Source organism: Paenibacillus oryzisoli, assembly GCF_001653565.1.
In the GTDB taxonomy this organism is placed as follows: Bacteria; Bacillota; Bacilli; order Paenibacillales; family NBRC-103111; genus Paenibacillus_E; species Paenibacillus_E oryzisoli.
Window position 1 is genome coordinate 15,689 of record NZ_LYPB01000077.1, and the last position, 26,120, is coordinate 41,808.

At 42.0% G+C, this 26,120-nt stretch carries 25 protein-coding genes; 21 read left to right on the plus strand and 4 right to left on the minus strand.

The genetic code is table 11. From position 1 onward, the window contains the following. Nucleotides 1-25: 25 nt before the first annotated feature. A complete protein-coding gene (locus A8708_RS22895; protein WP_068667634.1) occupies nt 26-898 on the minus strand; it encodes an NAD-dependent epimerase/dehydratase family protein in 873 nt (290 codons plus the stop codon). Nucleotides 899-1,161: 263 nt separating this feature from the next. Between A8708_RS22895 and A8708_RS22900 the strand changes: the two genes are divergently transcribed. From A8708_RS22900 to A8708_RS22945, 10 genes are all read left to right on the plus strand, one after another. Beyond that, nucleotides 1,162-2,022 carry a DUF421 domain-containing protein gene (locus tag A8708_RS22900; protein WP_157264977.1) on the plus strand — a complete coding sequence of 287 codons (861 nt, stop codon included), beginning with the start codon at nt 1,162-1,164 and terminating at the stop codon, nt 2,020-2,022. Nucleotides 2,023-2,299: 277 nt separating this feature from the next. Beyond that, on the plus strand, nt 2,300-3,862 hold the full coding sequence (gene hutH, locus A8708_RS22905) for a histidine ammonia-lyase (RefSeq protein ID WP_068667726.1): 1,563 nt from the start codon (nt 2,300-2,302) through the stop codon (nt 3,860-3,862). Between the two features lie 33 nt (nt 3,863-3,895). Continuing rightward, on the plus strand, nt 3,896-5,569 hold the full coding sequence (gene hutU, locus A8708_RS22910; protein WP_420848599.1) for a urocanate hydratase: 1,674 nt from the start codon (nt 3,896-3,898) through the stop codon (nt 5,567-5,569). Between the two features lie 15 nt (nt 5,570-5,584). Continuing rightward, entirely contained in the window at nt 5,585-6,889 is a 1,305-nt protein-coding gene (hutI, locus tag A8708_RS22915) for an imidazolonepropionase (protein WP_068667636.1), read from the plus strand. Beyond that, complete coding sequence (hutG, locus tag A8708_RS22920; RefSeq protein ID WP_068667637.1) at nt 6,886-7,854, plus strand: formimidoylglutamase; 969 nt, start codon at nt 6,886-6,888, stop codon at nt 7,852-7,854. The genes hutI and hutG overlap by 4 nt, the downstream gene beginning before the upstream one ends. Nucleotides 7,855-8,035: 181 nt before the next feature. Beyond that, nucleotides 8,036-9,970, plus strand: coding sequence for a glycoside hydrolase 5 family protein (locus A8708_RS22925; RefSeq protein ID WP_157264979.1), 1,935 nt, complete (start codon nt 8,036-8,038; stop codon nt 9,968-9,970). Between the two features lie 109 nt (nt 9,971-10,079). Next, nucleotides 10,080-10,934 carry an AraC family transcriptional regulator gene (locus A8708_RS22930; RefSeq protein WP_068667639.1) on the plus strand — a complete coding sequence of 285 codons (855 nt, stop codon included), beginning with the start codon at nt 10,080-10,082 and terminating at the stop codon, nt 10,932-10,934. 94 nt (nt 10,935-11,028) lie between these two features. Continuing rightward, nucleotides 11,029-11,868, plus strand: coding sequence for a sugar phosphate isomerase/epimerase family protein (locus A8708_RS22935; RefSeq protein ID WP_068667640.1), 840 nt, complete (start codon nt 11,029-11,031; stop codon nt 11,866-11,868). 24 nt (nt 11,869-11,892) lie between these two features. After that, nucleotides 11,893-12,906 carry a hydroxyacid dehydrogenase gene (locus A8708_RS22940; RefSeq protein WP_068667641.1) on the plus strand — a complete coding sequence of 338 codons (1,014 nt, stop codon included), beginning with the start codon at nt 11,893-11,895 and terminating at the stop codon, nt 12,904-12,906. 362 nt (nt 12,907-13,268) lie between these two features. Further along, complete coding sequence (locus A8708_RS22945) at nt 13,269-14,186, plus strand: aldo/keto reductase (RefSeq protein ID WP_068667727.1); 918 nt, start codon at nt 13,269-13,271, stop codon at nt 14,184-14,186. A 120-nt stretch (nt 14,187-14,306) separates the two neighbouring features. Here the strand turns inward: A8708_RS22945 and A8708_RS22950 are convergent, their stop codons facing one another. After that, nucleotides 14,307-14,639 (minus strand): hypothetical protein, encoded by a 333-nt coding sequence (locus A8708_RS22950; protein WP_204787616.1) that lies wholly within the window; start codon nt 14,637-14,639, stop codon nt 14,307-14,309. 264 nt (nt 14,640-14,903) lie between these two features. Here A8708_RS22950 and A8708_RS22955 point away from each other — a divergent pair, with 264 nt between their 5' ends. The 6 genes from A8708_RS22955 (at nt 14,904) to A8708_RS22980 (ending at nt 20,982) form a co-directional block, all read left to right on the plus strand. Beyond that, nucleotides 14,904-16,658, plus strand: a complete 1,755-nt coding sequence (locus A8708_RS22955; protein WP_068667642.1) for a sensor histidine kinase — start codon at nt 14,904-14,906, stop codon at nt 16,656-16,658. Nucleotides 16,659-16,729: 71 nt separating this feature from the next. Then, nucleotides 16,730-16,942, plus strand: coding sequence for an alpha/beta-type small acid-soluble spore protein (locus A8708_RS22960; protein ID WP_068667643.1), 213 nt, complete (start codon nt 16,730-16,732; stop codon nt 16,940-16,942). A gap of 144 nt (nt 16,943-17,086) precedes the next feature. Continuing rightward, nucleotides 17,087-17,845 (plus strand): sugar phosphate isomerase/epimerase family protein, encoded by a 759-nt coding sequence (locus A8708_RS22965; protein ID WP_068667644.1) that lies wholly within the window; start codon nt 17,087-17,089, stop codon nt 17,843-17,845. A 484-nt stretch (nt 17,846-18,329) separates the two neighbouring features. Beyond that, nucleotides 18,330-18,614: a hypothetical protein gene (locus tag A8708_RS22970; protein WP_068667645.1), complete on the plus strand. Its 285-nt coding sequence runs from the start codon at nt 18,330-18,332 to the stop codon at nt 18,612-18,614. Nucleotides 18,615-19,199: 585 nt separating this feature from the next. After that, complete coding sequence (locus A8708_RS22975; RefSeq protein ID WP_068667646.1) at nt 19,200-20,273, plus strand: hypothetical protein; 1,074 nt, start codon at nt 19,200-19,202, stop codon at nt 20,271-20,273. A gap of 67 nt (nt 20,274-20,340) precedes the next feature. Beyond that, nucleotides 20,341-20,982 (plus strand): prepilin peptidase, encoded by a 642-nt coding sequence (locus tag A8708_RS22980; protein ID WP_068667647.1) that lies wholly within the window; start codon nt 20,341-20,343, stop codon nt 20,980-20,982. Between the two features lie 266 nt (nt 20,983-21,248). Here A8708_RS22980 and A8708_RS22985 read toward each other — a convergent pair whose 3' ends face one another. After that, on the minus strand, nt 21,249-21,980 hold the full coding sequence (locus A8708_RS22985; RefSeq protein WP_068667648.1) for a LytR/AlgR family response regulator transcription factor: 732 nt from the start codon (nt 21,978-21,980) through the stop codon (nt 21,249-21,251). Between the two features lie 211 nt (nt 21,981-22,191). After that, nucleotides 22,192-22,533: a DUF192 domain-containing protein gene (locus A8708_RS22990; RefSeq protein ID WP_068667649.1), complete on the minus strand. Its 342-nt coding sequence runs from the start codon at nt 22,531-22,533 to the stop codon at nt 22,192-22,194. A gap of 76 nt (nt 22,534-22,609) precedes the next feature. On the opposite strand from A8708_RS22990, the gene A8708_RS22995 reads away from it, so the two are divergent. The 5 genes from A8708_RS22995 to cpaB are packed head-to-tail and all read left to right on the plus strand — an operon-like array spanning nt 22,610 to nt 26,110. Next, complete coding sequence (locus A8708_RS22995; RefSeq protein WP_068667650.1) at nt 22,610-23,053, plus strand: TadE/TadG family type IV pilus assembly protein; 444 nt, start codon at nt 22,610-22,612, stop codon at nt 23,051-23,053. Nucleotides 23,054-23,078: 25 nt separating this feature from the next. After that, the gene (locus A8708_RS23000) at nt 23,079-23,516 is read left to right on the plus strand and encodes a TadE/TadG family type IV pilus assembly protein (protein ID WP_068667651.1); all 438 of its coding nucleotides are present in this window, start codon (nt 23,079-23,081) and stop codon (nt 23,514-23,516) included. Between the two features lie 9 nt (nt 23,517-23,525). Further along, nucleotides 23,526-24,425 carry a type II secretion system F family protein gene (locus A8708_RS23005; RefSeq protein ID WP_068667652.1) on the plus strand — a complete coding sequence of 300 codons (900 nt, stop codon included), beginning with the start codon at nt 23,526-23,528 and terminating at the stop codon, nt 24,423-24,425. 16 nt (nt 24,426-24,441) lie between these two features. Beyond that, on the plus strand, nt 24,442-25,362 hold the full coding sequence (locus tag A8708_RS23010; RefSeq protein WP_068667653.1) for a type II secretion system F family protein: 921 nt from the start codon (nt 24,442-24,444) through the stop codon (nt 25,360-25,362). A 13-nt stretch (nt 25,363-25,375) separates the two neighbouring features. Further along, on the plus strand, nt 25,376-26,110 hold the full coding sequence (gene cpaB, locus A8708_RS23015; RefSeq protein WP_068667654.1) for a Flp pilus assembly protein CpaB: 735 nt from the start codon (nt 25,376-25,378) through the stop codon (nt 26,108-26,110). Nucleotides 26,111-26,120: the final 10 nt, after the last annotated feature.

The following is a 26,120-nucleotide window of genomic DNA, read 5'->3' on the forward strand; positions in this document are numbered from 1 at the left end:
CTTCTTTTTGTGCTATGAATTTCTTCTATTCTTGCTCCATCAGTTTATATTGAGGTTCCCATCCTAAGAGTCTTTTCGCTTTTGCGTTGGAAATAAGCGATGTTCTTCCATCTAGCGGAGAGCGAATATCTTTGACTCCAGGAAGATATTGCTCGACTAACTCTAGGGTAAGCCGGTTCGACGAACTATCATCGGCAGCAATAATTAATGCCTCCGCGCCAAGCCCTTCCGCTTCAATGGCTTTCAGACATGCTGTAGCAACGTCTCTTGCATCAATATAAGACCAAAGGATTCGCAAGCGCGCAGCCGTATCATCGAAGTTGGCTTTTAGCTGTGCATAGCTCTCGGGGACAAGAATATTCCCTAGTCGGAAACTAACTACCTGCATACCGGTACGGCGGTTGAAAGTCTGCGCTGTTACTTCGTTCACAACCTTGGACAAGCCATAGCTGTCCTCCGGTAACTGTGGATGTTCTTCGTCGATAGGTAAATACTGAGGCTCGAAAAATTCGCTGGCAAAACATATGCCATAAGACGACTCACTCGAAGCGAGAACGACTTTCCCAATACCCAAGTTTGCGGCTGCCTCCAAAATATGATAAGTGCTCATGACATTGTTGCGAAAGCATACATCGTTCGTGTGTGTATAAGCTTGAGGAATAGCGGCAAAATGCACAATACCCGCCACTTCTTGCCGGCTCCCAGTGCTATACTGCGATAGCGCATTATGTACCTGTCCCAAATCATTGAGATCCGTAATAATCGTCCGACAGATGGTCTCCGCTGGAGCTTTAACGTCCAAATTAATGACATCGTAATTATTTTGAACAAAATGTTTTACAATCCACTGACCCGCTTTACCGCTGCCGCCAGTTATAATGATGCGTTTCTTCTCCATAAGTCCTCCTAAGGCCCAATTAGCCACTCATCAATTATGGTTTGCTTCACAGCTAGTATACAGGGTAACAATAAAATGCATAAGAGCTGAAAAGTTTGTCAGTTAGTAACGTTAGAGTAAGTAGGGACTTGTAGAAAAGATACATTCGATAAAGATGCTTAGGTTGTTACTGGAGTATTTTCCATTTAATTGTATAATTTTCGGCTAATCTACAAACAATTGAATACAATTGTCATGTTGTTTGATTAAGAGGAGGATTCATCGTGGTAGATTGGGTTGAAATTGTTTTACGCACATTTTTATCAATTGTGGTGCTTTTCCTTATGACAAAGTTATTGGGTAAAAGGCAAGTTACTCAGCTCTCCTTCTTCGAATACATAACCGGGATTTCCATTGGTAATCTTGCGGCGTATATATCGTTGGACACGGATACGAAATGGTATCTTGGGTTGGTCTCTATAGGGGTATGGGTAACGTGTACGTTAGGCATTGAATTTCTGCAGATGAAAAGTAAAAAAGCGCGGGATTTCATCGATAGCAAAGGAACAATCCTCATTAGAGATGGCAAGCTCATGGAAGATAATTTAAAGAAAGAACGCTTAACCACGGATGAACTTATGGAGCAATTGCGCAAAAGGTCGGTATTTAAAGTGGCCGATGTGGAATTTGCCATAATGGAACCTAGCGGAGAAATTAATGTTCTGTTAACCCGTGAGAATCAACCGCTGACGCCCAAACATTTAGGCATCCAGGTCGCACCCGAGAAAGAGCCGCAGGCAGTCATCATGGATGGTGTCATCATGGATGAACCATTGGCGACCTTAGGCTTCAGCCGAGGTTGGTTGAATACGGAATTAGAAAAAATAGGTGTCACGATCGAAAATGTATTCTTAGGTCAAGTTGATTCTTATGGCCAATTGTTTGTTGATTTGTATGATGACAAGATTACTGTGCCTGTCCCACAGGAAAAAGCAGCCCTATTTGCAACGTTAAAACAGTGTGAAGGCGATTTAATGTTGTATGGATTGTCCACTAACAATAAAAAGGCCAAAGACATGTACGAGCAATGCTCGAAGCAAATGGAAGAGATTATTGCACAATTGAAACCGATCTTGAAACGGTGATGCGACTTTCGACAAAAGAAGTGGCAACAACTGGGCTTTCAGCCATCTTGACAGCTCGCGAAGCAGCGTGTGAAAATAGGATTAGGTAAGATTAGGCCCTAACATAATAAACGATAAAGTGGTGATCGCGATGAAGGATCGACTGGAGTTTGATACCGGACAATCGCATACTACCCTCTTTTTAAACAAAAAGGGACCGTATGGAAGTTAACAACTTCCGTATGGTCCCTTTCTTTTGGTAAAGCGAGAAAGGAAAGGAGTCTGTGTAGACATGGCGATGGTATACAAGCAGCAAGAAAACGGCCTAGAAGCGACTCCGATTGTCCTAGACGGAGAGCAATTGATACCAGAGTTAGTAGCAGCGGTTGTGTATGATCTCGTGCCAATCGAACTTGATGCTCAGGCACTGAGGCGCGTGATGGCATGTCGCAACATGGTGGAGGAACTAGTCACAAAGGGTCAGGTAGTCTACGGGGTCACGACAGGGTTCGGGAAATTTAGCGACGTAACGATTTCACCGCAAGACGCTGTTCAGCTGCAGGTTAATCTAATCCGCAGCCATGCCTGCGCAGTTGGCAGACCGCTGCCGGAGCCTACGGTTCGTGCATTGATGCTGCTGCGCGCAAACGCGCTGGCCAAGGGGTATTCCGGCATCCGTCCAGAAACGCTGCAGTTGTTGATCGATTGCATTAACCGTGGCGTACACCCTGTCGTCCCGGAGCAAGGTTCACTTGGAGCTAGCGGGGACTTGGCTCCGCTGTCTCATTTGGCCCTCGTGTTAATGGGCGAGGGGGAGGCATTTTACCGCGGTGAACGCCTGTCAGGAGAGAAAGCGCTTGCCATTGCGGGACTGAAACCGATTAGTTTACAGGCCAAAGAAGGTCTTGCGCTAATCAACGGCACACAGATCATGACATCGATTGGTACGTTGACGTTTATCAAATCGCTGCGACTTGCGAGAATCGCCGATGTGATCGCGGCTCTAACCGTTGAATGCTTGCGCGGCATTCCCGATGCTTTTGCCGATGAGGTCCAACAAGTAAGACCTTATCCTGAGCAAATTGGTGTAGCGAAGAACTTGTGCAAACTGTTGCAAGGCAGCAAGTTGACTACACGTCAAGGAGAGCTTCGCGTGCAGGATGCTTATTCGCTGCGCTGTCTGCCACAAGTGCACGGTGCAACACGTCAGGTCCTTGCCTATGTCCAAGATAAGATTGAGATAGAAATGAATGCAGCGACGGACAATCCGTTGTTATTCGTGGATAAAGGTCTCGTCATCTCCGGTGGCAATTTCCACGGGCAGCCGATCGCATTTGCAATGGACTTTCTGAAAATCGGTATGAGCGAGCTCGCTAACATTTCGGAACGCCGTACCGAACGGCTGGTCAATCCAGCGCTATCTGGGGGACTTCCTGCTTTTCTAAGCCATCATCCAGGGGTGAATTCTGGCATGATGATCATGCAATACGTAAGTGCTTCTATCGTTTCCGAGAATAAAGTGCTTGCCCATCCATCCAGCGTGGACTCGATTCCTTCTTCGGGGAATCAAGAGGACCACGTATCTATGGGGACAACTGCAGCGCGTCATGCCTCACAGGTGATCGACAACGTGTCCAAGGTGCTGGCAATCGAGTTGATTTGTGCCGCGGAAGGGGCTGAATTCGTGGGGGCTGAGGGTCTTGCGCCTGCGACTCGGGTTCTGTACGACAAGTTGCGGACGCTCGTTCCCCCCGTCATAGAGGATCGATCAACATCTCGTGATATCGAAAACGTGGCGACTGCATTGCTGGAAGGTGAGTGGCTGCAGGCAGTTGAGGAAGTAGCTGGTAAGCTATTTTGACTAGAAGAGTAACTCAAAAGGAGATTGCTTATGATGGATTCGAATCCTCTCAAAAGAGTCATTCGTGCCCCCCGCGGTATAGAGCTGATCTGCAAAGGTTGGGTTCAGGAAGCTGCTATGCGCATGCTAATGAACAATTTGGACTCGGAAGTCGCAGAGCGACCGGAAGATCTCGTCGTCTATGGCGGTATCGGTAAAGCGGCTCGCAACTGGCCTTCTTTCGATGCCATCGTCCGCGAGTTGCAGCGATTAGAAAGTAATGAAACACTGCTGATCCAATCAGGTAAACCGGTCGGTGTTTTCAAAACGCATGAACGAGCACCGCGTGTACTCCTTTCTAACTCTGTTCTCGTCCCCAAATGGGCGAATTGGGAACATTTTCGCGAGCTGGAGCAGAAGGGGCTGATGATGTACGGGCAAATGACAGCGGGCAGTTGGATATACATCGGGACGCAAGGCATTCTGCAGGGTACGTATGAAACCTTTGCCGAGGCGGCACGCCAACATAATGGCGGTTCGCTCAAAGGTACGTTAACGTTGACCGCAGGTCTTGGTGGGATGGGCGGTGCTCAACCGTTAGCCGTCACCATGAATGAGGGCGTCGTCATCGCAGTTGAAATTGATCGAACGCGTATTGAGCGTCGCATCCAAACGCGGTACTGTGATGTAATAGCGGAAACACTGGATGAGGCCTTATTGCTTGCGGACAAAGCAATGGAAGAGAACAGGCCATTGGCCATCGGCCTATTAGGCAACGCAGCGGAGATATACCCCGAATTCGTGCGTCGCGGCATCAAGCCGCATTTCGTCACGGATCAAACATCAGCGCATGATCCGCTGATCGGTTATATCCCGGCCGGCTTCTCCTTGGAGGAAGCTGCGCGACTTCGTAAGAAAGATCCTGAGCACTATGTGAAGCTAGCCAATAGCAGTATGGCAACCCATGTGCAAGCGATGCTTGACCTGCAACAAATGGGTTCCGTTGTATTCGATTACGGTAACAATATTCGTCAAGTTGCCTTTGACCAAGGCGTTACACATGCATTCGATATTCCTGGCTTCGTTCCAGCGTATATCCGGCCGCTTTTTTGCGAAGGCAAGGGCCCTTTCCGGTGGGTAGCACTATCTGGTGATCCAGAAGACATTCGCAAAACAGACGAACTTGTACTGAAGCTGTTCCCAGACAATGATCACCTGCGTCGCTGGATCACGATGGCGAGTGAGCGCGTCGCATTTCAAGGTCTCCCAGCGCGCATTTGCTGGCTTGGCTACGGGGAACGTGAGAAATTCGGTCTGGCGTTGAATGACATGGTGCGAAATGGCGAATTGAAAGCACCCATTGTGATTGGCCGCGATCATTTGGATTGCGGCTCGGTAGCGTCGCCAAACCGGGAAACGGAAGCGATGAAAGACGGTTCCGATGCTGTTGGCGATTGGGCCATTCTGAATGCATTGATCAACACATCAGCGGGCGCATCATGGGTTTCTATCCATCATGGCGGTGGTGTTGGGATGGGCTACTCACTACATGCTGGCATGGTGGTCGTTGCTGATGGGACCGATGCAGCAGAAGAGCGACTCCGCAGCGTACTTACCTCAGATCCCGGCATGGGGGTCATCCGCCATGTGGATGCAGGGTACGACGAAGCAATAGAGACAGCAGTGAAACATGGCATTCGTATCCCCATGCGTGAGCAAGGACAGTGAAGGAGGAATGAGGAGATGGATCGGATCGATTTGCTCGTTACCGGGATTGGCCGTTTGATTACCCCTCCTGGCGATGCACCGCGCTGCGGGCATCAGATGAAGGAAGTTCATGAGATTCGGGATGCGGGGATAGCGATTCACGAGGGACGAATCCTCTTCGTTGGTACAGCTCAAGAAGTCATGAGCCTCCTTGCCAACGTAGAAATTACAGCAACCATCAACGTTGGCGGACGCATGGTCACACCAGGTCTGGTCGATCCACACACTCACCTTGTACATGGCGGTTCTCGTGAGCATGAGCTGGCGTTGAAGCGGTCTGGCGTCGCCTATCTGGACATTTTGGCACAGGGAGGCGGCATTCACAGTACGGTGCAAAGTACTCGCGCAGCAAGTGAACAGGATCTAATTACGAAGGCATGGCGAAGCCTCAATGAGATGCTGTTGAATGGTGTTACGACAGTTGAGGCGAAAAGCGGTTACGGTCTTACTTTGCTAGACGAATTGAAGCAATTGCGTGTAGCCAAACGTTTAAATGACACCCATCCGCTCGATATTGTGTCTACGTTCATGGGGGGGCATGCGGTGCCGCTGGCCTACAAAGGGCGCGCTGAGGCTTATGTAGATCTCCTCGTCAGAGAAATGATTCCCGAGGTGGCGGAAGCGGGTCTGGCGGAGTTTTGCGACGTTTTTTGTGAATTGGGTGTTTTTACCATCGAACAATCACGCCGGATTCTGTTGAAAGGCTTGGAGTACGGTTTGCATCCCAAAATACATGCAGACGAAATAGAACCACTAGGCGGAGCAGAGCTTGCGGGCGAAATCGGAGCAATATCCGCTGAACATTTGCTCGCTGCAACAGATCAAGGTTTCGCTGCAATGGCCGAACATGGCGTGATTCCAGTGCTTTTACCCGGCACATCATTCAACCTTGGCTTGGCTAAACATGCTCGTGCGCGCGAGATGATTGATACCTATGAACTGCCAGTGGCACTCGCAACGGACTATAATCCAGGATCCTGTCCGACGGAGTCGATACAGATCGTCATGATGCTGGCCTCTCTAAACTTGAAAATGACACCGGAGGAGATCCTGACTGCATGCACCCTCAATGCGGCGAATGCACTGGGAAGAGGAGGAGATATCGGCTCGATCGAAGTTGGGAAACGTGCGGATTTAACGATATTCGATGCGCCGAATCTCGCTTATTTGCCCTATCACTTCGGGATTAACCACACGTATGGGGTTATTAAAAACGGCCATGTAATCGTATGGAACCGCACCCTTGTGACGGACGAAGCCGGAACGGAGGGGGGGCGATGAGCCATGAGATTCCCTTTCTCAAACCGCCTGATCAAGCTGTGTTTAGAGATCATATGGAAACCAAAGTTGCCCATTGGATTCGCCAATGGGACGGTGAAGAGCAACTGCTTGCTGGGATCATCGGGATTCCGCTATCGAAGGCGTCGATCTCGCATTCAGGTGCTTCGACGACACCAGCGGCTGTGCGTGCCGCATTCAAATCGTTTACTACCTACTCGATGGAGTATGATGTTGACCTGCAAGACTTAGCCGTTCGTGACCTCGGCGATATTCACATGCATGTAACGGATATCGCCGAATGTCATCGACGTATTGAAGCAAGTTTACGTGCGCTTTATAACGCTCAGCCGGACATCATTCCGATCATTTTCGGGGGTGATCACTCGACGAGCTGCCCCTCCATTCAAGCCTTCGTGAGTCGTCACCCTAGTCAACGAGTAGGTCTTCTACATTTTGATGCGCATCATGATGTCCGTAATTTTGAAGATGGTGGCGTCACTAACGGTACACCTTTCCGCGGAATTCTTGAATCTGGTGCCGTACAGGGCGATCATATTGTTCAGATTGGTATTCGAGGTTTCATGAATGCCAAACCCTATCATGACTATGTGGTAAGTAAAGGCGTACATGTGTACACATCGCGGGATATACGAAGAATAGGCATGGATGAGGTGCTCACGCAAGCGCTCCAACTTGTGGGCAAGGGTACGGATGTGCTCTATGTGAGTTTCGATGTTGACGTGATTGATCAGGCCTATGCGCCAGGATGTCCAGCGATTGGCACTGGCGGGGTGAATCCATGGGATGCGCTGGATGCCCTCTATCGCCTAGGAACACTACCGCAGGTGCAAGGATTGGACTTCGTCTGTATCGATCCGACGGTCGATGTGCGGAATGTGACCTCGCGTCTTGCGGTACAGTTCATGCTTAGTTTCTTGGCAGGGGTCGCTGCGCGCTCCAAATAAAACGCCGCTAGTTCCATATTGTTGGAGCTGGCGGCGTTTGTTTGAGTGCGGAAGGAGAATATTCTTCAAGTATAAAAAGTAGAATCGTTATACTTTTTGATATTTCTATTATAGTGTATGCGTCTGAAATTATGTACGCTTGAGATACGTTATAGTTAGCAACTTCTAGGAGGAACGTATCTTGAATCAATTATTACATTTGCCAAGCACATTTTTTGTAGGTTGTAACTATTGGGCATCACATGCAGGAACCGCGATGTGGTCCGATTGGAATCCCGGGCAGGTTGATCTTGATTTGCGTAGATTATCGGAAGCGGGCATTGAGGTTATTCGCGTATTCCCTTTGTGGCCGGATTTTCAGCCCATTGAGAATATGTATGCAGGAGAAGGCGAGCATTTCGGCTATAGGTTCGGTGAAGAACGATTGCCAGATACCGAAGCGGGTAAAGCGGGTATGTCTGTAGAAATGATGGCACGCTTCCAAGCTTTCACGGACATCGCCAAGAAGTATGATATCAAGCTCATTGTCGGATTAGTCACGGGTTGGATGAGCGGTCGCTTATTCGTTCCCCCAGCGCTGCGGGGCAAGGCGATTCTGACCGATCCAGATGCCATCCGCTGGCAAGTACGTTTCGTTCAGTATTTTGTCAAACAGATGAAGCATAATGAATCCATCATCGCGTGGGATCTCGGGAACGAGTGTAATGTAATGGGAAAAGTTGATTCCCAAGAAGAAGCTTATGTGTGGACAGCCTCTATTGCGAATGCAATTAAGGCGAAGGATGCGACACGCCCGCTCATTTCAGGCATGCATAGCCTGCAGCCCAAAGGGAAATGGACCATGCAAGATCAAGGCGAGCTCACCGATATTTTGACAACACATCCGTATCCGTTCTGGACAACTTACATGGATTTCGATCCATTGACTTCGATGAGACCAACGATACATGCCACGATGGAAAGTCTACTGTACGCACAAATTGGAGAAAAGCCTTGCTTCGCAGAAGAAATGGGAACGATGGGGCCGATGGTTTGCGGTGAAGAAGTCGCTGCGGCATTTGCGCGTACAAGCATGATCTCACAGTGGGCACATGGTCTTCCTGGTCTATTGTGGTGGTGTGCGAATGATCAAACGAAACTTAACCATGCACCGTATGATTGGGTCGCTTGTGAAGGCGAGCTTGGTCTCATGACAGAGGAAGGGCGCATGAAGCCTGCTCTTCAAGAAATGGGACGACTCAAGAAAGTTATTCAAGCTATGCCGTTTGAGAATTTGCCGGCGCGTAGAGTTGAGGCTGTGTGTATTCTCAATACTACACAGGATCATTGGGCTACAGCCATCGGTGCTTTTCTATTAGCGAAGCAAGCTGGCTTTGATCTCGACTTCCGATTTGAAGATCAGCCCCTGCCAGATGCGAATTTCTATATGCTCCCTTGTGTGACAGGCGTCTTCGGTGTAGCGAAGCAGCGCTGGGAGCAACTGCTGACTAAAGTTCGCGACGGAGCGACATTGTACATGTCCTCCAATAACGGGTACATGCTCAATTTTGCTGAACTTACAGGGCTTACCGTACAGAATCGCCGTCGCCGTGCAAGTGATGCGGTTGCTTACTTACAAGGGGATAGCGGTGACATTCCGCTTACAATACCAAGTACGTTTAAGCTGGATTTCCGCAACGATCGGGCTGAAGTATTGGCAGCAGAAGCGGATGGCAATCCCGTTCTGACGAAAGCTACATATGGCAAAGGAACCGTATACTTCTGTGCCTTGCCGGTCGAGCTCGCGATGTCCCAACAGCCAGGTGTCAGCTACAATCCGGAGCAATTCCCTTATTGGAAGATGTACGAAACCATTTCCCTAGCGTCGCGGAATGCTCGTGTTCTACATATAAATGAGCCGCATATCGGGATTACAGAACATCCAACGAATCTGAACACAACGATTGCAGTCTTGATCAATTACTCTGAGGAGGATAAAGAAGTTTCCTTAGAGTTGAAGGCGGGTTGGCATGTCGAGGAGAGCTTATATGGGCAGAGTTCGCAGGATGTTAAGGGGACTTTGAACGTACATGTAGCTGCGAATGATGCTGTAATTGTGACTTTGAGCAATAATTGACCTATAAGCTCGGCATCCAATTTGGATGTCGGGCTTTTTTCAAATGAGGCGAAATGTTATAATTTCCATACGATACGCTTAACTTAGAGAGGGAGAGACGGGAACGAGAATGAGCACTCACCACATCTATTATTATCGTGATTTCATGGAGAAGGACTTCCCATTCAAAGTGGATTTCCGTCTTGAAACGTCTTTAAATCAGCAAGCTCATGCCCATGAGCATGTCCAAATTTGCTATGTTATGCGCGGGACATGTTTTCATTATACGGATAATCAGACCTTTATGATGACCAAAGGGGACATGTTAGCGATTCCGCCGTACGTACCTCATTATTTTGAACCTTACAAAGATGAGAAGGTCGAGCTTGTACAGATTGATTTCATGCCGCTGGTTATTGACGAGACGGAAACAGGTTCAGAATCCGCACTCTCGAATCAATTTTTCCCGAAAATCCAAATATCTGCCCACACGCAAGACGTTGTTGAGGGGCTTATCTCCAGCATGAGACGAGAGAATGAGCAGAAGCAATCCGGCTACCACTACTTGATTAAAGCCGATTTAATTCGATTGCTAGTGACCATTTTTAGAGAAGGTACGAAGGAAGCTCCATCATCGAAATCGAAGGATACAGCTGGAAGAAGGTTGTTTCATGAAGCGGTTAGCTATATTGAAGAGCATTACGCAGAGAATCTCCAACTGGAAGATATCGCGCAGCGAGCGGCTATGTCTCCGACCTATTTCAGTTATATGTTCAAAGTGCTCAAGGGTCAACCGTTCGTTCAATACGTCAATGACGTGCGCATTCGCAAAGCGATTGATTTACTGCGAATGACCGAGATGAGTGTATTGCAAATTTGCTTTGAAACAGGCTTTAACCATGCAAGTCATTTTAATCGAATGTTTAAAAAAGTGACGGGAATGACACCTCTGAAATATCGTCAGCAATCGGACGTACAATCCTAAAAAAGGTGTGTTTTTTCGTAAGATACTGCAAGTAATGCCTATAACCTCGAGGTATAGTAGACGTATGTCAACTACACTTGGAGGTTATTTTCATATGAAATTATCCTTTAGCACGCTGCCCTGTGAAGGGTGGAGTGTCGATTTACTCATTGCAAGCTGTCAGAAGTTTGGTTATAACGGAATAGAGCTGAAAGAGGACCAACTAAATGCCGTTAGTTTAGCTACGCCTGAGGCTGAATTAGTCCAGATTGCTGCGAAGTTTCGCGAGGCTGGCATTACAATTACGAATATAGGAAGCAAAATTATTTTTAATGGCATGCAAACGAATGAAGAGAGAGCGCTCACAGAACTTAAACAAATCATTGGGATGGCATCCATACTTGGGGCAAAAGGCGTGCGAATTTTCTTAGGTTCGTTCCTCCGCCTTGTGGAGCAACGCGTACAGCCCAAGGATGAAGTGCAAATTATTGCATACGTACAGGAAGCATGCGATTATGCCTTGGCGTATGGTGTTGAGATATGGCTCGAAACTCATAATGAGTATTCAACGGGAGCAGTTCTAAATCAATTTCTTCAGCGCGTTGATCGAACGAATTGCAAAGTGATCTATGATATCATTCATCCCTATGAATTTGGAGAAAAACCTGAAGATACGATTAGACTTCTTGGAGATCGCTGTGCACATGTACACATGAAGGATGGTGTACCATTTGAGGATGCGAAGATCCATGAATGGAAGTACACGCCGATAGGTGAAGGTCAACTGCCGCTGCACGCGATCGTTACCCTTCTACTTGAGCGTGGATATGACGGTTACTTTTCATTCGAGTGGGAGCCGAAGTGGCGCCCAGAATTAAAAGAACTCCAACTGGAAGTTCCATCGGTTCTAGCTGATTATGTAGTTTATATGAAGCAACTTGCAGTCTGCCAATAAACGATTGAAGAGGAGCAACATCATATGAAAACACTACTTGCAATTAAGGATCCCTATTTGAAAGAACTTTTTTTCCACGACGCGGTTATCGAAAAATTACAGGCATTCTCCGATGTAACTTGGTACGAATCTACGGGAGAAGAGTGGGGGAAGGATGGATTAGCTCGCCTGATCGGCGAGTATGATGCCTGTCTGACTTCATGGGGGACGCCATTTTTTACAGAGGAAATACTTGCGAATGCAAGAAAACTGAGATTTATTGGTCATGTGGCTGGCTCACCTACGTCTGTCGTTGATGAACGTGCATTCCATCAAGGCATTACCGTTGCTACTGCGAATACCGTTTTGGCTAAATCAACCGCTGAAGCTGCTTTTGCCTTGATGATGGCGGGGGCTTGGGACTTGTATGGGTATAGTACGAGACTGAAGCGCGGCCAGTGGGGAAATAACAGCAGAGACACCGTTATGGGTGTATCGAACCAAGTAATTGGCTTGATTGGACTGGGTGAAATATCCAAGAACGTCATCCGCATGCTAAGCGGATTTCCAGTTCGCATTAAGTTGGCCTCTCGTTATTGTTCGGAAGCACAAGCAAAGGCGTTAGGTGTGGAGTTGTGTTCGTTAGACGAGTTGTTGCAAACGAGCCAGATTATCTCGTTACACAGCACACTAACTCCCTCCACAGTAGGTTTCATTGGCAAACGTGAACTTGCCCTCATTCAGGATGGTGCACTGTTCGTCAATACCGCACGTGCCAAAATTGTAGATGAAATCGCCATGATGGACGAGTTGCAGTCTGGTCGTTTCTTCGCAGCTTTAGATGTGTTTCACGAGGAGCCTGTACCTGTTAATCACCCCCTTCACAGGTTGGATAATGTCCTATGTGTGCCACACATCGGTGGGTTTGCTAGGACGTTCAAAAGATCGATGGGTGAGTTTGTTGTGGACAACTTACACAACTTTACACGTGGGGAAAAAGAACTTCCTGGTGTAGTCTCTCTGGAAGAGTATGGACGTATGACAACGATTAATTTGTAATAAATGAGAAACAGAAATAGAGCCAATTACCGATCCGGGGGATGCCATCGGCCAACTGCTCGTAAACGGATTGGTGAATCATAATCTCCGTGCCTCCTTGTTAAGTAAACTACCAGAACTTAGTGTATTCACTCTCAAGTATAGGGCAGTGGTAAAGAACGCTCTATTGGGGGATGTGACCTGATTCTTGATTTTATGACTATTCGAGCCTACGAAGCAGGATCCTCTCCTCCAGATTCGCTGTATGCTAGTGGAGTGTTAGGCACGAATCTTGAATATGCCTTAGCGATGTGTGACAATAGGAGAGGTTACTCAGGAGCATGAAGAACACAACGCAGCTATGAAGGAGGATGTATTCGATGATAAAAACGATGAAGCTTGGAACCAGTTCGTTAGAAGTTCCAGTTATTGCAGTAGGCTGTATGAGAATAAATTCGCTGGACAAGCTTGAAGCAGAACGCTTTGTCCAAGGTGCACTGGATATCGGAGCTAATTTCTTTGACCATGCAGATATATACGGCGGGGGTACGTGTGAGGAGATTTTCGCCGATGCAATCCATATGAACGATGATGTGCGTGAGAAAATTATTCTACAATCCAAATGTGGGATTCGAAAAGGGATGTTCGACTTTTCCAAAGAACATATTTTGGAATCCGTGGACAATATATTGAAAAGGCTCAAAACAGATTACTTGGATATTCTGCTTCTACATCGTCCAGATGCCTTAGTGGAGCCTGAGGAAGTGGCGGAAGCATTTGATTTGTTAGAAAGCTCAGGCAAAGTCAGACATTTCGGTGTTTCCAATCAGACGCCTCTGCAAATTCAATTATTGAAGAAATCGGTCAAGCAGCCGCTAGTCGCGAATCAATTGCAGTTAAGTATTACTAATGCAACGATGATTTCGAACGGTATCAATGTGAATATGCAGAATGATTTCGCAGTGGATCGTGATGGCGGTATTCTTGATTTCTGCCGCTTGAATGACATTACGATTCAACCTTGGTCACCATTCCAATATGGATTCTTCGAAGGAGTATTTCTAGATAACGAGAAGTTCCCAGAGTTGAATAAGAAGATTGATGAAATCGCGGCGAAATATGATGTATCCAATACGACGATTGCGATTGCGTGGATTTTGCGTCATCCAGCAAGGATGCAGCCTGTTACCGGAACTATGAGTATCAATCGATTAATCGAATGCGCCAAAGCTGGCGATATTCAATTGACGCGTCAAGAATGGTATGAGATTTATTGCGCGGCAGGGAATGTTCTTCCCTAGTCGTCAGAGTTTGATTCAAAGCGTTCACTCCGACGGGAGTGAACGCTTTTTTTGTCACCTGAACCGAAAATATTCTGTACATCTCCCAGTTGTATTTGGAAACGTTTGCTTTAAACTAAATTAATTGGAGATTGTATCCAGAAGGGTTCGGACATAAGCTTCAATACTAAACCAACGCGTATCTATGGTAACAGAGACTTTATTTTCTACCATTGCAATGGCTTCTCTTGGATTCAACAGATCATATCTAGGGCTATACATTTCAGTGAACGGTGGCAGATCTGCTCGTCCTTTGGGTGCAATTGGGGTAGCGCCAAGTAACTGAGCTTCGTAGAGCGCTAAGGTGAGACTACCGCCAATCGTCACAGAGAAAGCTGCTGTTGCCTTAGATAAAAGTTGATAATACGCTGCGTGTGGAAGCCTGCCTACTTCAATACCAAGTTCTTTCCACATAGCCACAGGATAGTGAGACAACGGTGATACTGGCGAGGCGATAACGACTCGATAGCCTAATTAAGGTGAACTGGAACATAACTTCAGCTGAGAAATTTGAGAGATAGACCCTTTTAAGGAAGTATAAGGATATCAGAGAAATTCTAAATTTCATATTTGATTATTTGAAAACATGCAAGGGATAAATTTTATGAAAAAACTGCAAAATTCGACAAAATTGCTTTATAATAAGGATACTATATGCTGTTGAGGGAGATCGTAAGCATGTTTTCATCACTAGATAAGTTCCCATTAAAAACAATATTAATTTTCTTAATCGCTATATTAAGTATGAATTTAACGTATTTTCAACATTCCAAAGTTCTTTTAAACAATCATCAAAAAGAGAAAATCAAACTCGTGACCTCGACGATTTCAGCCGAAATGGGTAAGCAAAGTGAAGTTGAAGCAACCTATGATGAAATGCTTGGGCATGAACTTAGGACGGCTTCGATTGTCATTAAGAAGTCCCTTCATCCTGATTTTCACCAAGTCACGAACGAACAGCTCGTCGCGTTGGCTAAGGAATTGAACATAGGTGGGATTACGTTATTCGAGAGACAGGGAGATGACCTCATTGGGGTAAGATCCTCGGATCCCAAAGAAATCAACGCTAGTTCCAAAACGTGGGGGATCGTATATTCAGCACAATTACAGTTAACAGATCGTAAAAGTGTAGATGTAGGTACTGGCTTGACTCTTGAAAATTTCTGGAGCGGCCCCATTGATACGGCTTCAACGGATGAAGCAGACATTAGGAAATGGGGAGAATTTTACGATGGAACGACCAATTATCTTATTAATCCCTATTTGAACGTATCAAGTAGTCTAGAGCATTATCGTCAAAAAGTAGGTGTTGATGTTAGTATCCAAGAGCTTCTTGAAAATAACGAAGGAAATTTAATTGAGATAGGTGTCTTAAATCCGGAAAAGATATTCGATAAATCGCCAACACCTAATAATAGATCCAGCTGGTATTCGGAGCGATTCCTGCTTAACGGTAGCTACAAGTATCGAGATGGTATTGAAGAGAGTAAGATCAAGGAAGCTTTAGCCAAAAACAGTACGGTTTTTTACAATGTGAACTTGAATGGGACGAACATACTGAAAAGCTTTACACCAATGGTCACAACGAATCTGAAGTATAAACGTGATAGCTTACCTAAGGTGGTTATGGTTGCAACCGATTACAGCCAGATCGAGAAAACCTTGCATCATCAGTTTCGTGAGGTTTTTATATTCATGAGCATTGTCACATTACTCGTGTGCGTTGTTATTATCGTGATGTATTCAATTACGCGGAAGAAGAATGAAGGAGCTGTGAAAACAGTTCAAGATGTGTACCTTGCAAATATTAATTCGATTGTTCAGTCGATAAAAGAACAACGTCATGATATTATCAATCATATTACGACTATCTCTTGGATGATTAAACTCAAGAAATATGAAAGTCTGCAAGACTACATAGATCCTTTAATTCAAGAAGCGAAAATGATGGATAACAAAATTAAAGCGGTTGAAATTAATATTCCTGCATTAAGTGGAATTATCCAAGCAAAGTTGGCACAATCCGAACTCCACAACATTGACATGCAGGTTGATTTCAAAAATATGGAAAATTTGCGTCTTACGACGATTAAGACCACGGACTTAGTTCGTATAATAAGTAATTTGATCGATAATGCGTTTGACGCGACGATCGAGCTGCCTGCCACCGAAAGGAAAATCAATGTGGAAGGTATCGTTCAAGCCAACCAACTCACGATTCAAGTGCAGAATTCTTGTAACCCTGTTAACCCAGACATTCAAACCCGAATATTTGATTCAGGCTTCTCAACTAAAAAAGGTAAGAACAATAAAGGACTTGGACTTCATATCATTAAACAGTTAATTGAGCGCTATAAAGGAAAGATTGATTTCACTACGCAAGAGGCTGGAGTTACCTTTTCGATCATCATTCCATTAAAACATGAAAAATGATAAAAAGAATGTATAAGATTTCCTTACACTTCACATCCTAAGTTTACACCACGAGAAGGAGTGATTTACGAATGGCTAACAACAACAATACATTGCTAGTTCCACAGGCGAAAGCCGCTTTAAATCAATTGAAATACGAAGTTGCTCAGGAATTAGGAATTGCGCTGCAACCTAACGGTTACAACGGAAATCTCCTCACCCGCGATGCTGGTTCAATCGGTGGTACAATCACGAAGAGATTAGTACAAATTGCTGAACAACAGCTTCAAGGATTCAAACGCTAGTTCATTGTTCATCGGTTATAGGCAAGTTCAAAAAGACTCCAATCACTCTTCCTACTCGGGTGACTGGAGTCTTTTTTCTTTACAAACTTACTGGTTTAGGGAATTATGTAAGTTGAGACTATGTGAAAGCGAGCGTAAACAACGATGATTATACCTGGACTTGTATCCGTCACATTTCGTGAAAGATCAGCAATTGAGATTATTGAGTTAAGCAGTGAGTGTGGGTTGAAAGCCATTGAATGGTCGGAGAACGCACATGTCAGGCCAGGGGATGTTGACGGGGCACACAATCTATACGTAAGAACAATTGATGCTGGTATGGAAATCGCCGCGTATGGCTCCTATTTTCGACTACTTGCGAACCAACATCCAGCGGAAGTTTTCCGCGAGAGCCTGATTGCTGCGAAAGCGCTGCACGCGCCGCTAATTCGCATATGGGCAGGAGCATTGCCCTCTTCAGCAGCAACCAATGACGATTATACTCGTATAGCACTAGAAGCCAATCATGTGGCTGAGATGGCTGGAGCAGAAGGTATCAAAGTTGCACTTGAGTGGCACAGAGGCACGCTAACGGACACGAACGAATCTGCTATGCGATTGTTGGAAGAGGCAGATCATGCCAATCTATATTGCTTGTGGCAGCCAACGCCCGAGCTTTCTGTGAAAGAACGCTGTGAAGGACTCCATGAATTAGCGGCGCGAAAGAAGCTGTTAAACCTTCATGCTTATTATTGGGAAGGGGATCTTCGCCGACCGTTCTCTGAAGGGATTCATGAGTGGTCGCAATACTTGGCGCAGATGGACACTCGTGAAGATCGTTACTTGCTTATGGAGTTTGTCATGGATAATACAGTTGAACAATTGAAACAAGATGTCGCAGCATTACACAAATTATTAACCTGAAATATTCATTGCACTTCACTAAACTAAACATTCAATGAAACTAATAGGAGCAAGTAAATATATAAGCACATCGACGTCTATCATACAAATGGCCATGGGGATGATCTAAATGCAGTGTGTCTCTTAATGTCAATACCAAATAAAGAGCGCCTAGCTTCTCAACCCATACTTGCCAGCGTTAATGCCAAGTCATATGATCAAAACATTCGCACTTTAGAGTGTTATCTTCAATTTAACACTTGATGTAAAAGTTGGGAGAAGTGCTAAGTGTATGTCTTAAAGGGTAAGAAGATACATTCGCCTTTATGGATACCGTGTCCATATGGATACTTCATTAAGAAAGTGTTACTTGTAAAAAATGAGTAGCACTAACTTGGGTGGCCAAAGAGGTCAAACTGCAAACACTTGAATCAGTGAAGGAAATATTATACAATTCTTTCGAAATATCTGCTATAATACGTGAAAAGAAAGGATGTGCAGAAACATGTCTTATGTGACACCGTCACAAGATATAACATATAACGATTTAAATCATTTCACTGCATACAAAATCTATGAGATTGTAAAAGAAACTGAAGATACTATTTTCGTATTAAATGATATTGGGGTAATAGATGAGTTGCATAAATCGTTGATTCGTGGGAAGTATCCTACGTACAGAATAGCAGTCATACATAACAATCTGTTTCTTTGGATATTTTATAACTTTGTTGAGTCGATGTGGCAGACAATGTTGAAAAGAAAGCGTTTAAATGATATCAATAATTAGTCTTTTATATTTTTTTTAGAAAATGTAATATATATATTAACATTAATGAAAAAATTCAAATTATCTATTTTAAAATTAGGTCAATGCGCTTTCTTTCAGAGAGCTGAATGCATTCTGAAAGAAAGCGCATTGACTTGGTAGTTTACTATTCGCTTCTTTGTTTTCAAGATATCGGAGAAGATCCCAAGGATGTTGTCTAGCTATAGTTACGTATGTAGTGTAACTTCAGAGTCTAATTCTCTAGAATGTCCTTGAATAGTAGATTAGTCATCTACTAGTGTTGAGCCTCGTACATCATAATTGTTTTTTCAAATCAAGTCTCCGATTCCCCCCTTTTAGTTGGTATTCCAAGAGAAATCAACAAATTAATTACATCCGTCAAGTTTCATTGGTCTGCTTCATCCCATCCTCCAAAGCACGGCCACATCACGTGAAAGCTACTTACTGTCCAGTTTTAATAAGTTAACTAGATTGAGTATGTACAACATTATTCGACATATTTATATGTACAATTCTTTGATGTTATGTTAGATTTTAGTAGATTTATGTAAAGGAAAATATTTCTATTGGGGGAGTCAATCGAAAATGAAAAAAAAGTTAATAGTCTCATTCATATTTTTAAACTTGTGTATAACTAGCAGCATCACTTATGGTGCTACAGATGAACAGAGTCTACAACAAATTAAAATTAAAGATGAGAAGCAAATTATTTTTAAAAAAGGTATATCTGAAAGCTTGTTATTTCAATTAGGCGACGATGCTGACATAGTAGCAAATGTTATTAAAGAAGAAAAAAATATCTCTAGTGAGAAACTAAGAAATCTGGTTACTGGTTTAATAAAAGCCAAAACCTTTAAAGATGTTGGAATTAAGCGCGAAATTAATAATGGTAAAGTAATAACTAGTAAGGGTGAAGAGATTGCAGTACCGAAGTTACAGTCGCAAGATTCGTTTTCTGGGCGAAAGACTGAACCAATAAGCTCCTTATCAAATACATATTTAACTGGCACCGGACCACATTATGTTGTAAGCTCTAATACAGGATATGCTAAAGCGACGGGTTATTTTACTCTACCAACTACTAATACAGTAGGAAATACTGAGACTGCCTATGTTATTGGTGGGATTTATACTTCTAATTCTGGAGCTGATCTAGGTCTATACTCTAAAGATGACCTTACTTGGACTCCTTGTATTAATATGGGGGGGACTAACTGGGGTGGGGATGGAGGTTGGTATGAATCCACAGTACATATCAGTAAAGCTAGTGTTCCAACATTATATCTGATATGGAAAACTAATGATAATGAGGTAGAACTTCAAACATACGACGGTTATTCATTTGAGCTTTTATCGGCTATAAGTTATTATGCCCCCAATAGAGGATTTAACAAAGCAGGATCAGGAGTTTCGATTAAACGGGAACATGCACTAGCATACAGTAGTGGCGAAGGTGATCTTACGAATGGTTCATATTATCTAAACTCTCATTGGTTCAATGTTTATATTTATAATAATTATATCACCAGCCAATGGTCAGCCAATTATACAAGTAGTAGGGTTAAGGGCGACACAGCTGATGAACAAAGTACAATAACTCTAAATTCTTCAATGTATGATTATGATGATTCGGTGAGTATTATTTTCAATAAACCATGATAACTCTAACAGGATGAAAGATGTAATTTGTTACTGTTACTTGTAGGAAAGGGGTACTAGTATTCTTTTGAGCAGTGTTGTGTTTTTTATTGGTATCTTATTTGGCCTGGTATTTAATAAAGTGGCATTTAAAATAATTGAACAAAAAAAAGAAGATTCTGGTTCGCGTAGATCTAAATTTTTATGTCTATTTAGTGGTTTAATGACAGGGCTTCTATATTTATGTGTTTATTTAAAGTTCGGTGTGGATTTGCAATTTCTTATTGGCTTGTTGCTTGCTAGTTTATCCGTAATAATTGCTCATACTGATATTTTTGTTCTGATCATTCCCAATAAGGTCTTAGTTGTGTTTTTACCGATATTCATTGGTTTGAGGTTACTCTATAATCCTGAAGGATGGTGGAATTACCCTCTAGGTGCATTTACAGGGGCTGGTTTTGTTTTACTAATTATTTTTTTGACACGTGGTGGAATGGGTATGGGAGATGCTAAACTTCTGTTTGTATACGGGTGGGCTATAGGTCTAGACCATACAATAATTGCACTAATCGTAGCGAGCATATTGAGTAGCATTGTAAGTATATTATTATTATTATTAAAAATTCTTAAGAAGAAGCAACTTATTCCATTCGGACCATTCTTAGGAATTGGGACTTTAGTGGCATTCTTTTTTGGAACGGAATTAATTTCAGCATATTGGCACTACTAATTTAAGGTGAACATATTTCAAACAATAAAAACATGTAGAGTTATTGGTAAATTCAATGACACTATATGTTTTTTTTAATCATGTTTATTTACAGTCTATATTTATTTGTAAAAAGAGTGAACTTCATAATCTTAAACGCGCATTAAACCCAGCTTGTTACTCACGAAAAAAGGAGAAGTTAGTTTCCAGTCGAGTACGCTGGCTATTAGTGTATGCAGATACAATCGTAATACGTTGTATTTTGTCAAAGGGGAATTGCTACAAGTTCATACTTTTACTTCACTTTTTATCATTTTCAGTTTTTGTCGACTTAATGGAATTTTCTCTAGGGAGTTCTTTAATACCAGGTAATATCCGCGTGTTTTAAAAAACTCCTTTTTATAATCCTCAATATAGTTTTTATTAACCAAATAAGATTGATATGGACTTAATAATAGATCGGACTGTGCTTCAATCTCTTCTAATTTTGATGTAACTTCTTTATACTCCCCATTTACTAGAACGACCTTAGAATAATTTATTTCTCTTTTTATAAATAAGATATCTTTTTCGGCTAGGACTAAAGTCTCGTGCAAACCTTTCACTCTAAGAGTGATTTTTTTTTCGTTTGTTTCCGTATTTTGGGTAAGAAGTGAAATAACTCGTTCAATAGCTTTTTTAAACTCTGGTACATATATAGGCTTTGATACAAAGAAAGCAGCCTCTAGTTTATTTAAAGTGGCCACAACAATTTTCATATCGTGAGTACCGCTAACGACTATTATCTTTGGTCGTATTCCTTTTTGATATAGAAGTTCTACAGCAGTGATACCATCCAAACCAACTAAAGAGATGTCAAGTACAATAATATCAGGAGGATTGTTTATACAGGAACTAACTAAACTGCCTCCTGAGCTGACAATCTCAAGCACATGCAAGCCATTCTGCATGCATAATTTGCATATCAACTCGGCAATGTGTTCGTTATCCTCTGCAATAATTACATTATATGAATTCAAATTTGTTCTCCACCTTGTTTACTAATATTAAATATTATATTACAAAATACGACAAAATACATTAATAGTTTCTCTTGGTGGACTAATTCTTTGGTTTTATGGTCTTTCATTAGTAGGACTATAGAATGATTAATTATTCAAGATATAATACTAAATATGACAATGACTTCAGGCTAAACATTACTCTAAGAACTGACTTGGTAAGAAGATGTTACACTACACTTACGATATCTCCAATTTCAATATTATATTTGCTTATTGTGCCACTCTTACATTCGATTACTATGTATGCCTCTGAGATGACATGGCTTATCGAGTAGGGTTTCATTTTTTCCTTAATAGAAACGATTTTGTTTTGTTTATTAAGAAATAATACATCTATTTTCACTTTCATGAAAAAGGTATGAATAGAGTTACATGGTCTAATTAACAATGCTTCTCCATCATGAATGGTTTTTTTTCCAATCCAACCGACTAATTTGGTAGCGAATTTATCCGCGACTCGAACTTGATTTGCAAGTGTAATGTTCTTTGATTTTATAGTTAACTCCATTAAAAATGACCTCCAAATATTTTAAAGTAGGTTCTAAGTATAAAATGTGTTTTGAAAGAGAAAGGAAGAAATTGAAGTGTGTAAAAGAATTTTTAAGTTTATACGCAATGAAAAAGGGCAGTCGGTTGTTGAATTTGCCATTATCATGCCACTCATCTTGCTTATTATTATGGCAATGATTTATTTTGGGTTATTTATATTCAGTAAAAGTGTAGTATTGTTCTCTGCTCATCAAGGAGGAAGAGAAGCATTAAATTTTAGAACAGATCTCCATTACTCTGACCAACAAAAAGAGCAATTTATTAAGAATGCTTCTCTGCAAGTATTACAGATGCTTCCGTCAGGGGCCAGTCCTCCTGAAGTGCAAACTTTAAAGAATGAAAATACAGGCCTCATCAGTATTTCTGTTACTTACTATTTTAAATTAAATATTCCTTTTGTCAGCGAGTTTACTGGACATAATAGTTATCCAATCAATTCAGAAGCAGTTTATCGTTTCGCACCACCAAAAGAACAATAAAAATAAAATAGTAAGCGGTGAGCTAATGAAGTTTGTATCTAAGCTAAAAACAGAGGAAGGGTTCACAGCAACGTTTTTTGCAATTAGTATGCCAGTTATTATAACAATCATGGGTATTGCTGTAGATGCTTCCTATATCATATATAACAGAATTCGGTTAGATATGGTTGCCGACTCGGCGGCGAGAGCAGCAATTCACTCTCTGGATTTATCCAAATGGTATGGGGAAAGAAAGGTTGTATTGAATAGTGATAAGGCATTTCAAATGGTTAATGAACTTATGAGTGTAAATATGCCTGGTGCTAAGTTGACTAAAATGGAAATACCAAGCGAATCACCCAACATGTGTATTATTGATGTAGAAGCACAAGTACCACTATTTTTTCTCAGAATTTTTAATAAAAGTAGTTTCACGATACATGCAAATGCAAGATCTATAGGGTATGACCTTAGTCAATCATAGGAGGAAAGCATGAGTATTATTATATCATTTTGTGTATGTTGTTTATGTTTAATTATATTCGTTCCCATGCATTATACATTCATAGGCCGCCCATTCCGAAAGATGTTAAGTAGCGTTCAACTAAAGTCAGAAGTTAGCAAGTTTACATCCAATAAATTATTAAATAAGGTAGTTCCATTCTTAAATTATATAGTCAGAATCTTTAATGTAAAAGGAGATTCAATAAGATGGGATAAAAAGCGAGATATGCTTGGAGTTCTATATTCAAATAATGAATTATCAATCCAACAATTTATTGCTATTAAAATAGTTGCTTCAACTGTTGTCAGCTTGTATATGTTAATTCTAAACTTTGCCCAGCCTTCAGTCTTAATGTTGTTCTTAAGTCTTTTGTTATCAATCGTTTCTTTTTACATACCTGAACAAATATTAAATATTAAGATAAAACAAAGGAGATGGGAGATTTATAGGGAAATTCCCTCGGTTTTGTTATCACTTGCAGTCACTACTGATGCTGGCCTTTCATTAAATCAGGCATTGGAAGAGATATGTTTGATGAAGAAAGGAGCCTTTTCTCAAGAATTAAAAAAAACGTTGCAGCAAATTTCTGTAGGTATTCCACAAAAGGAAGCCTTTGAGAACTTAGCTAATCGAGTAAGAATTGATGAAATAACGCTTTTTGTCTCTGTACTTATTCAAACACTTGAGAAAGGATCTTCAGGAATTACGCATGTTTTGCGTGAACAAGCCAATGAGTCTTGGATGAAAAGGAAAGGGGTAGCGAAAGAATTAGCAGGCAAGGCGTCAATTAAGTTGTTTTTACCGATGATCGGCCTAGTTCTACCAGCACTTATGATTTTCCTCATTGTACCAGCTGTGTTTTCAATTATGAGATTTTTTAATTATTGATTTAATAGGAGTCCATATGCTAATTGTTTTAACCTTACTTCTTTGTTATGTAGTATTTATATTATTTGGTCTATTGATGGATAAATGGTTTGGTGAAATTCCAGAAAAAAATTATTTGGGTAAATATTATAAGCATCTAAAAGGTGAGGTGTATAAAAGGAGGACCTTTACTGACCGAATTCTTCGTCTTAGTAAAGAACAACGATATTATGTGTTAAATACAAAAAAATATTTAATGTATACACTTCCAATCTGCATATGTATTTTTTTGTTCATGCTATTCTTTTTTAGAAGTTTCTCATTTGCGTTTGTTATTAGCTTAGCAGGATTTTTATACCCAAGAATTATTATTCTAGGAATAATTAAGAAGAGACGAAGATTATTAAATAATCAATTGAAAGAAGCCATGTTTTCTATGGTTTCATCTCTCCGAGCAGGCGCTTCATTACAGACAGCAATTGAACGATGTGTGCTCGACTTGAAGAATATATTTCATAATGAAAAGGATGCTCCTATTATTCGGGAGTTTGATCAGATGTCAAAAGAGCTTCAAATGGGATATACGGTAGATGAGGTTCTTTATGCCTTTAGAGAGAGAGTATATCTGGAAGATGTTACGGACTTTGTGAATGCAACCTTGATAGCAAAAAAAAGGGGAGGGAATCTAACAGAAATCTTGATTAATATATCCAAAGTAATATCTGAAAAGATTGAGATAAGTAATGAAATACAAGTTTTAACTGCTGGAAAACAAATGGAAGCGAAAATGCTATCTTTAATGCCAGTTTTTATAGTAGGATGCCTTACCATACTTTCTCCAGAATATATGGAGGCAATGTACGATTCTTGGATTGGAAAATTATTATTGTTTATTGGATTCATTTTCATAATAATTAATTACTTTATTAGCAGAAAAATTGTAGACATTCATGTGTAATAAGAGGTGACTTATGGCGAAATCAACATGGTTTAGAGCAATACTAGGAGCTTTTTTATCTATAGTAATCGCATTCGTATTTAATGCTTATTTAAAGTCATTGCGAGATGAGGTTGAAGTAGTTGTAGCAGCAGTAGATATTCCAGTTCAAACTGCAATTACGTCAGAGATGTTAACAGTGATTAAGGTAAATACTTCAAGTCAAAAGCTATTAGTACCAAATGCACTAAATAATCCTATGGATCTGACTGGTGCAATAGCGATGGAGAGCTTTAAAAAAGGGGACGTTATAGTAAATGACGTAAAAAAAGTTATCCCTGGACAACAAACAACTACTGATGGAAGCAAAATTAATGTGAGTGATTTAGGCCGTTCATTTTATATACCTTCAGACAAAAAGGCTATATCTGTAAGCTTAGATGCAGAAGGAAGTTTAGGATATAGCTTAAAAAAGGGTGATAAGGTAGATGTTATTTTTACAAGCTCAAGCACTGATTCAGAAAGTTCATATTCTGCAACAATTCTACAGGGTGTTGAGGTTTTTGAAGTTGAAGCAATAAATGAAAAAGACAGAGCAAATCGAACAGTTGGGCAGAATATTACTATGCTCGTTAGCGCGCAAGCTGCCCAAGATCTTGCATTTGCGAAACGAAAAGGAAAACTCGATTTGATTCTTGACTCATCTAGAGTGGGGGAAGTATCTAATAAACCCCAAAAACCTAGTAATGCTCAGAAATTTAATCCATAGGGGGAATACT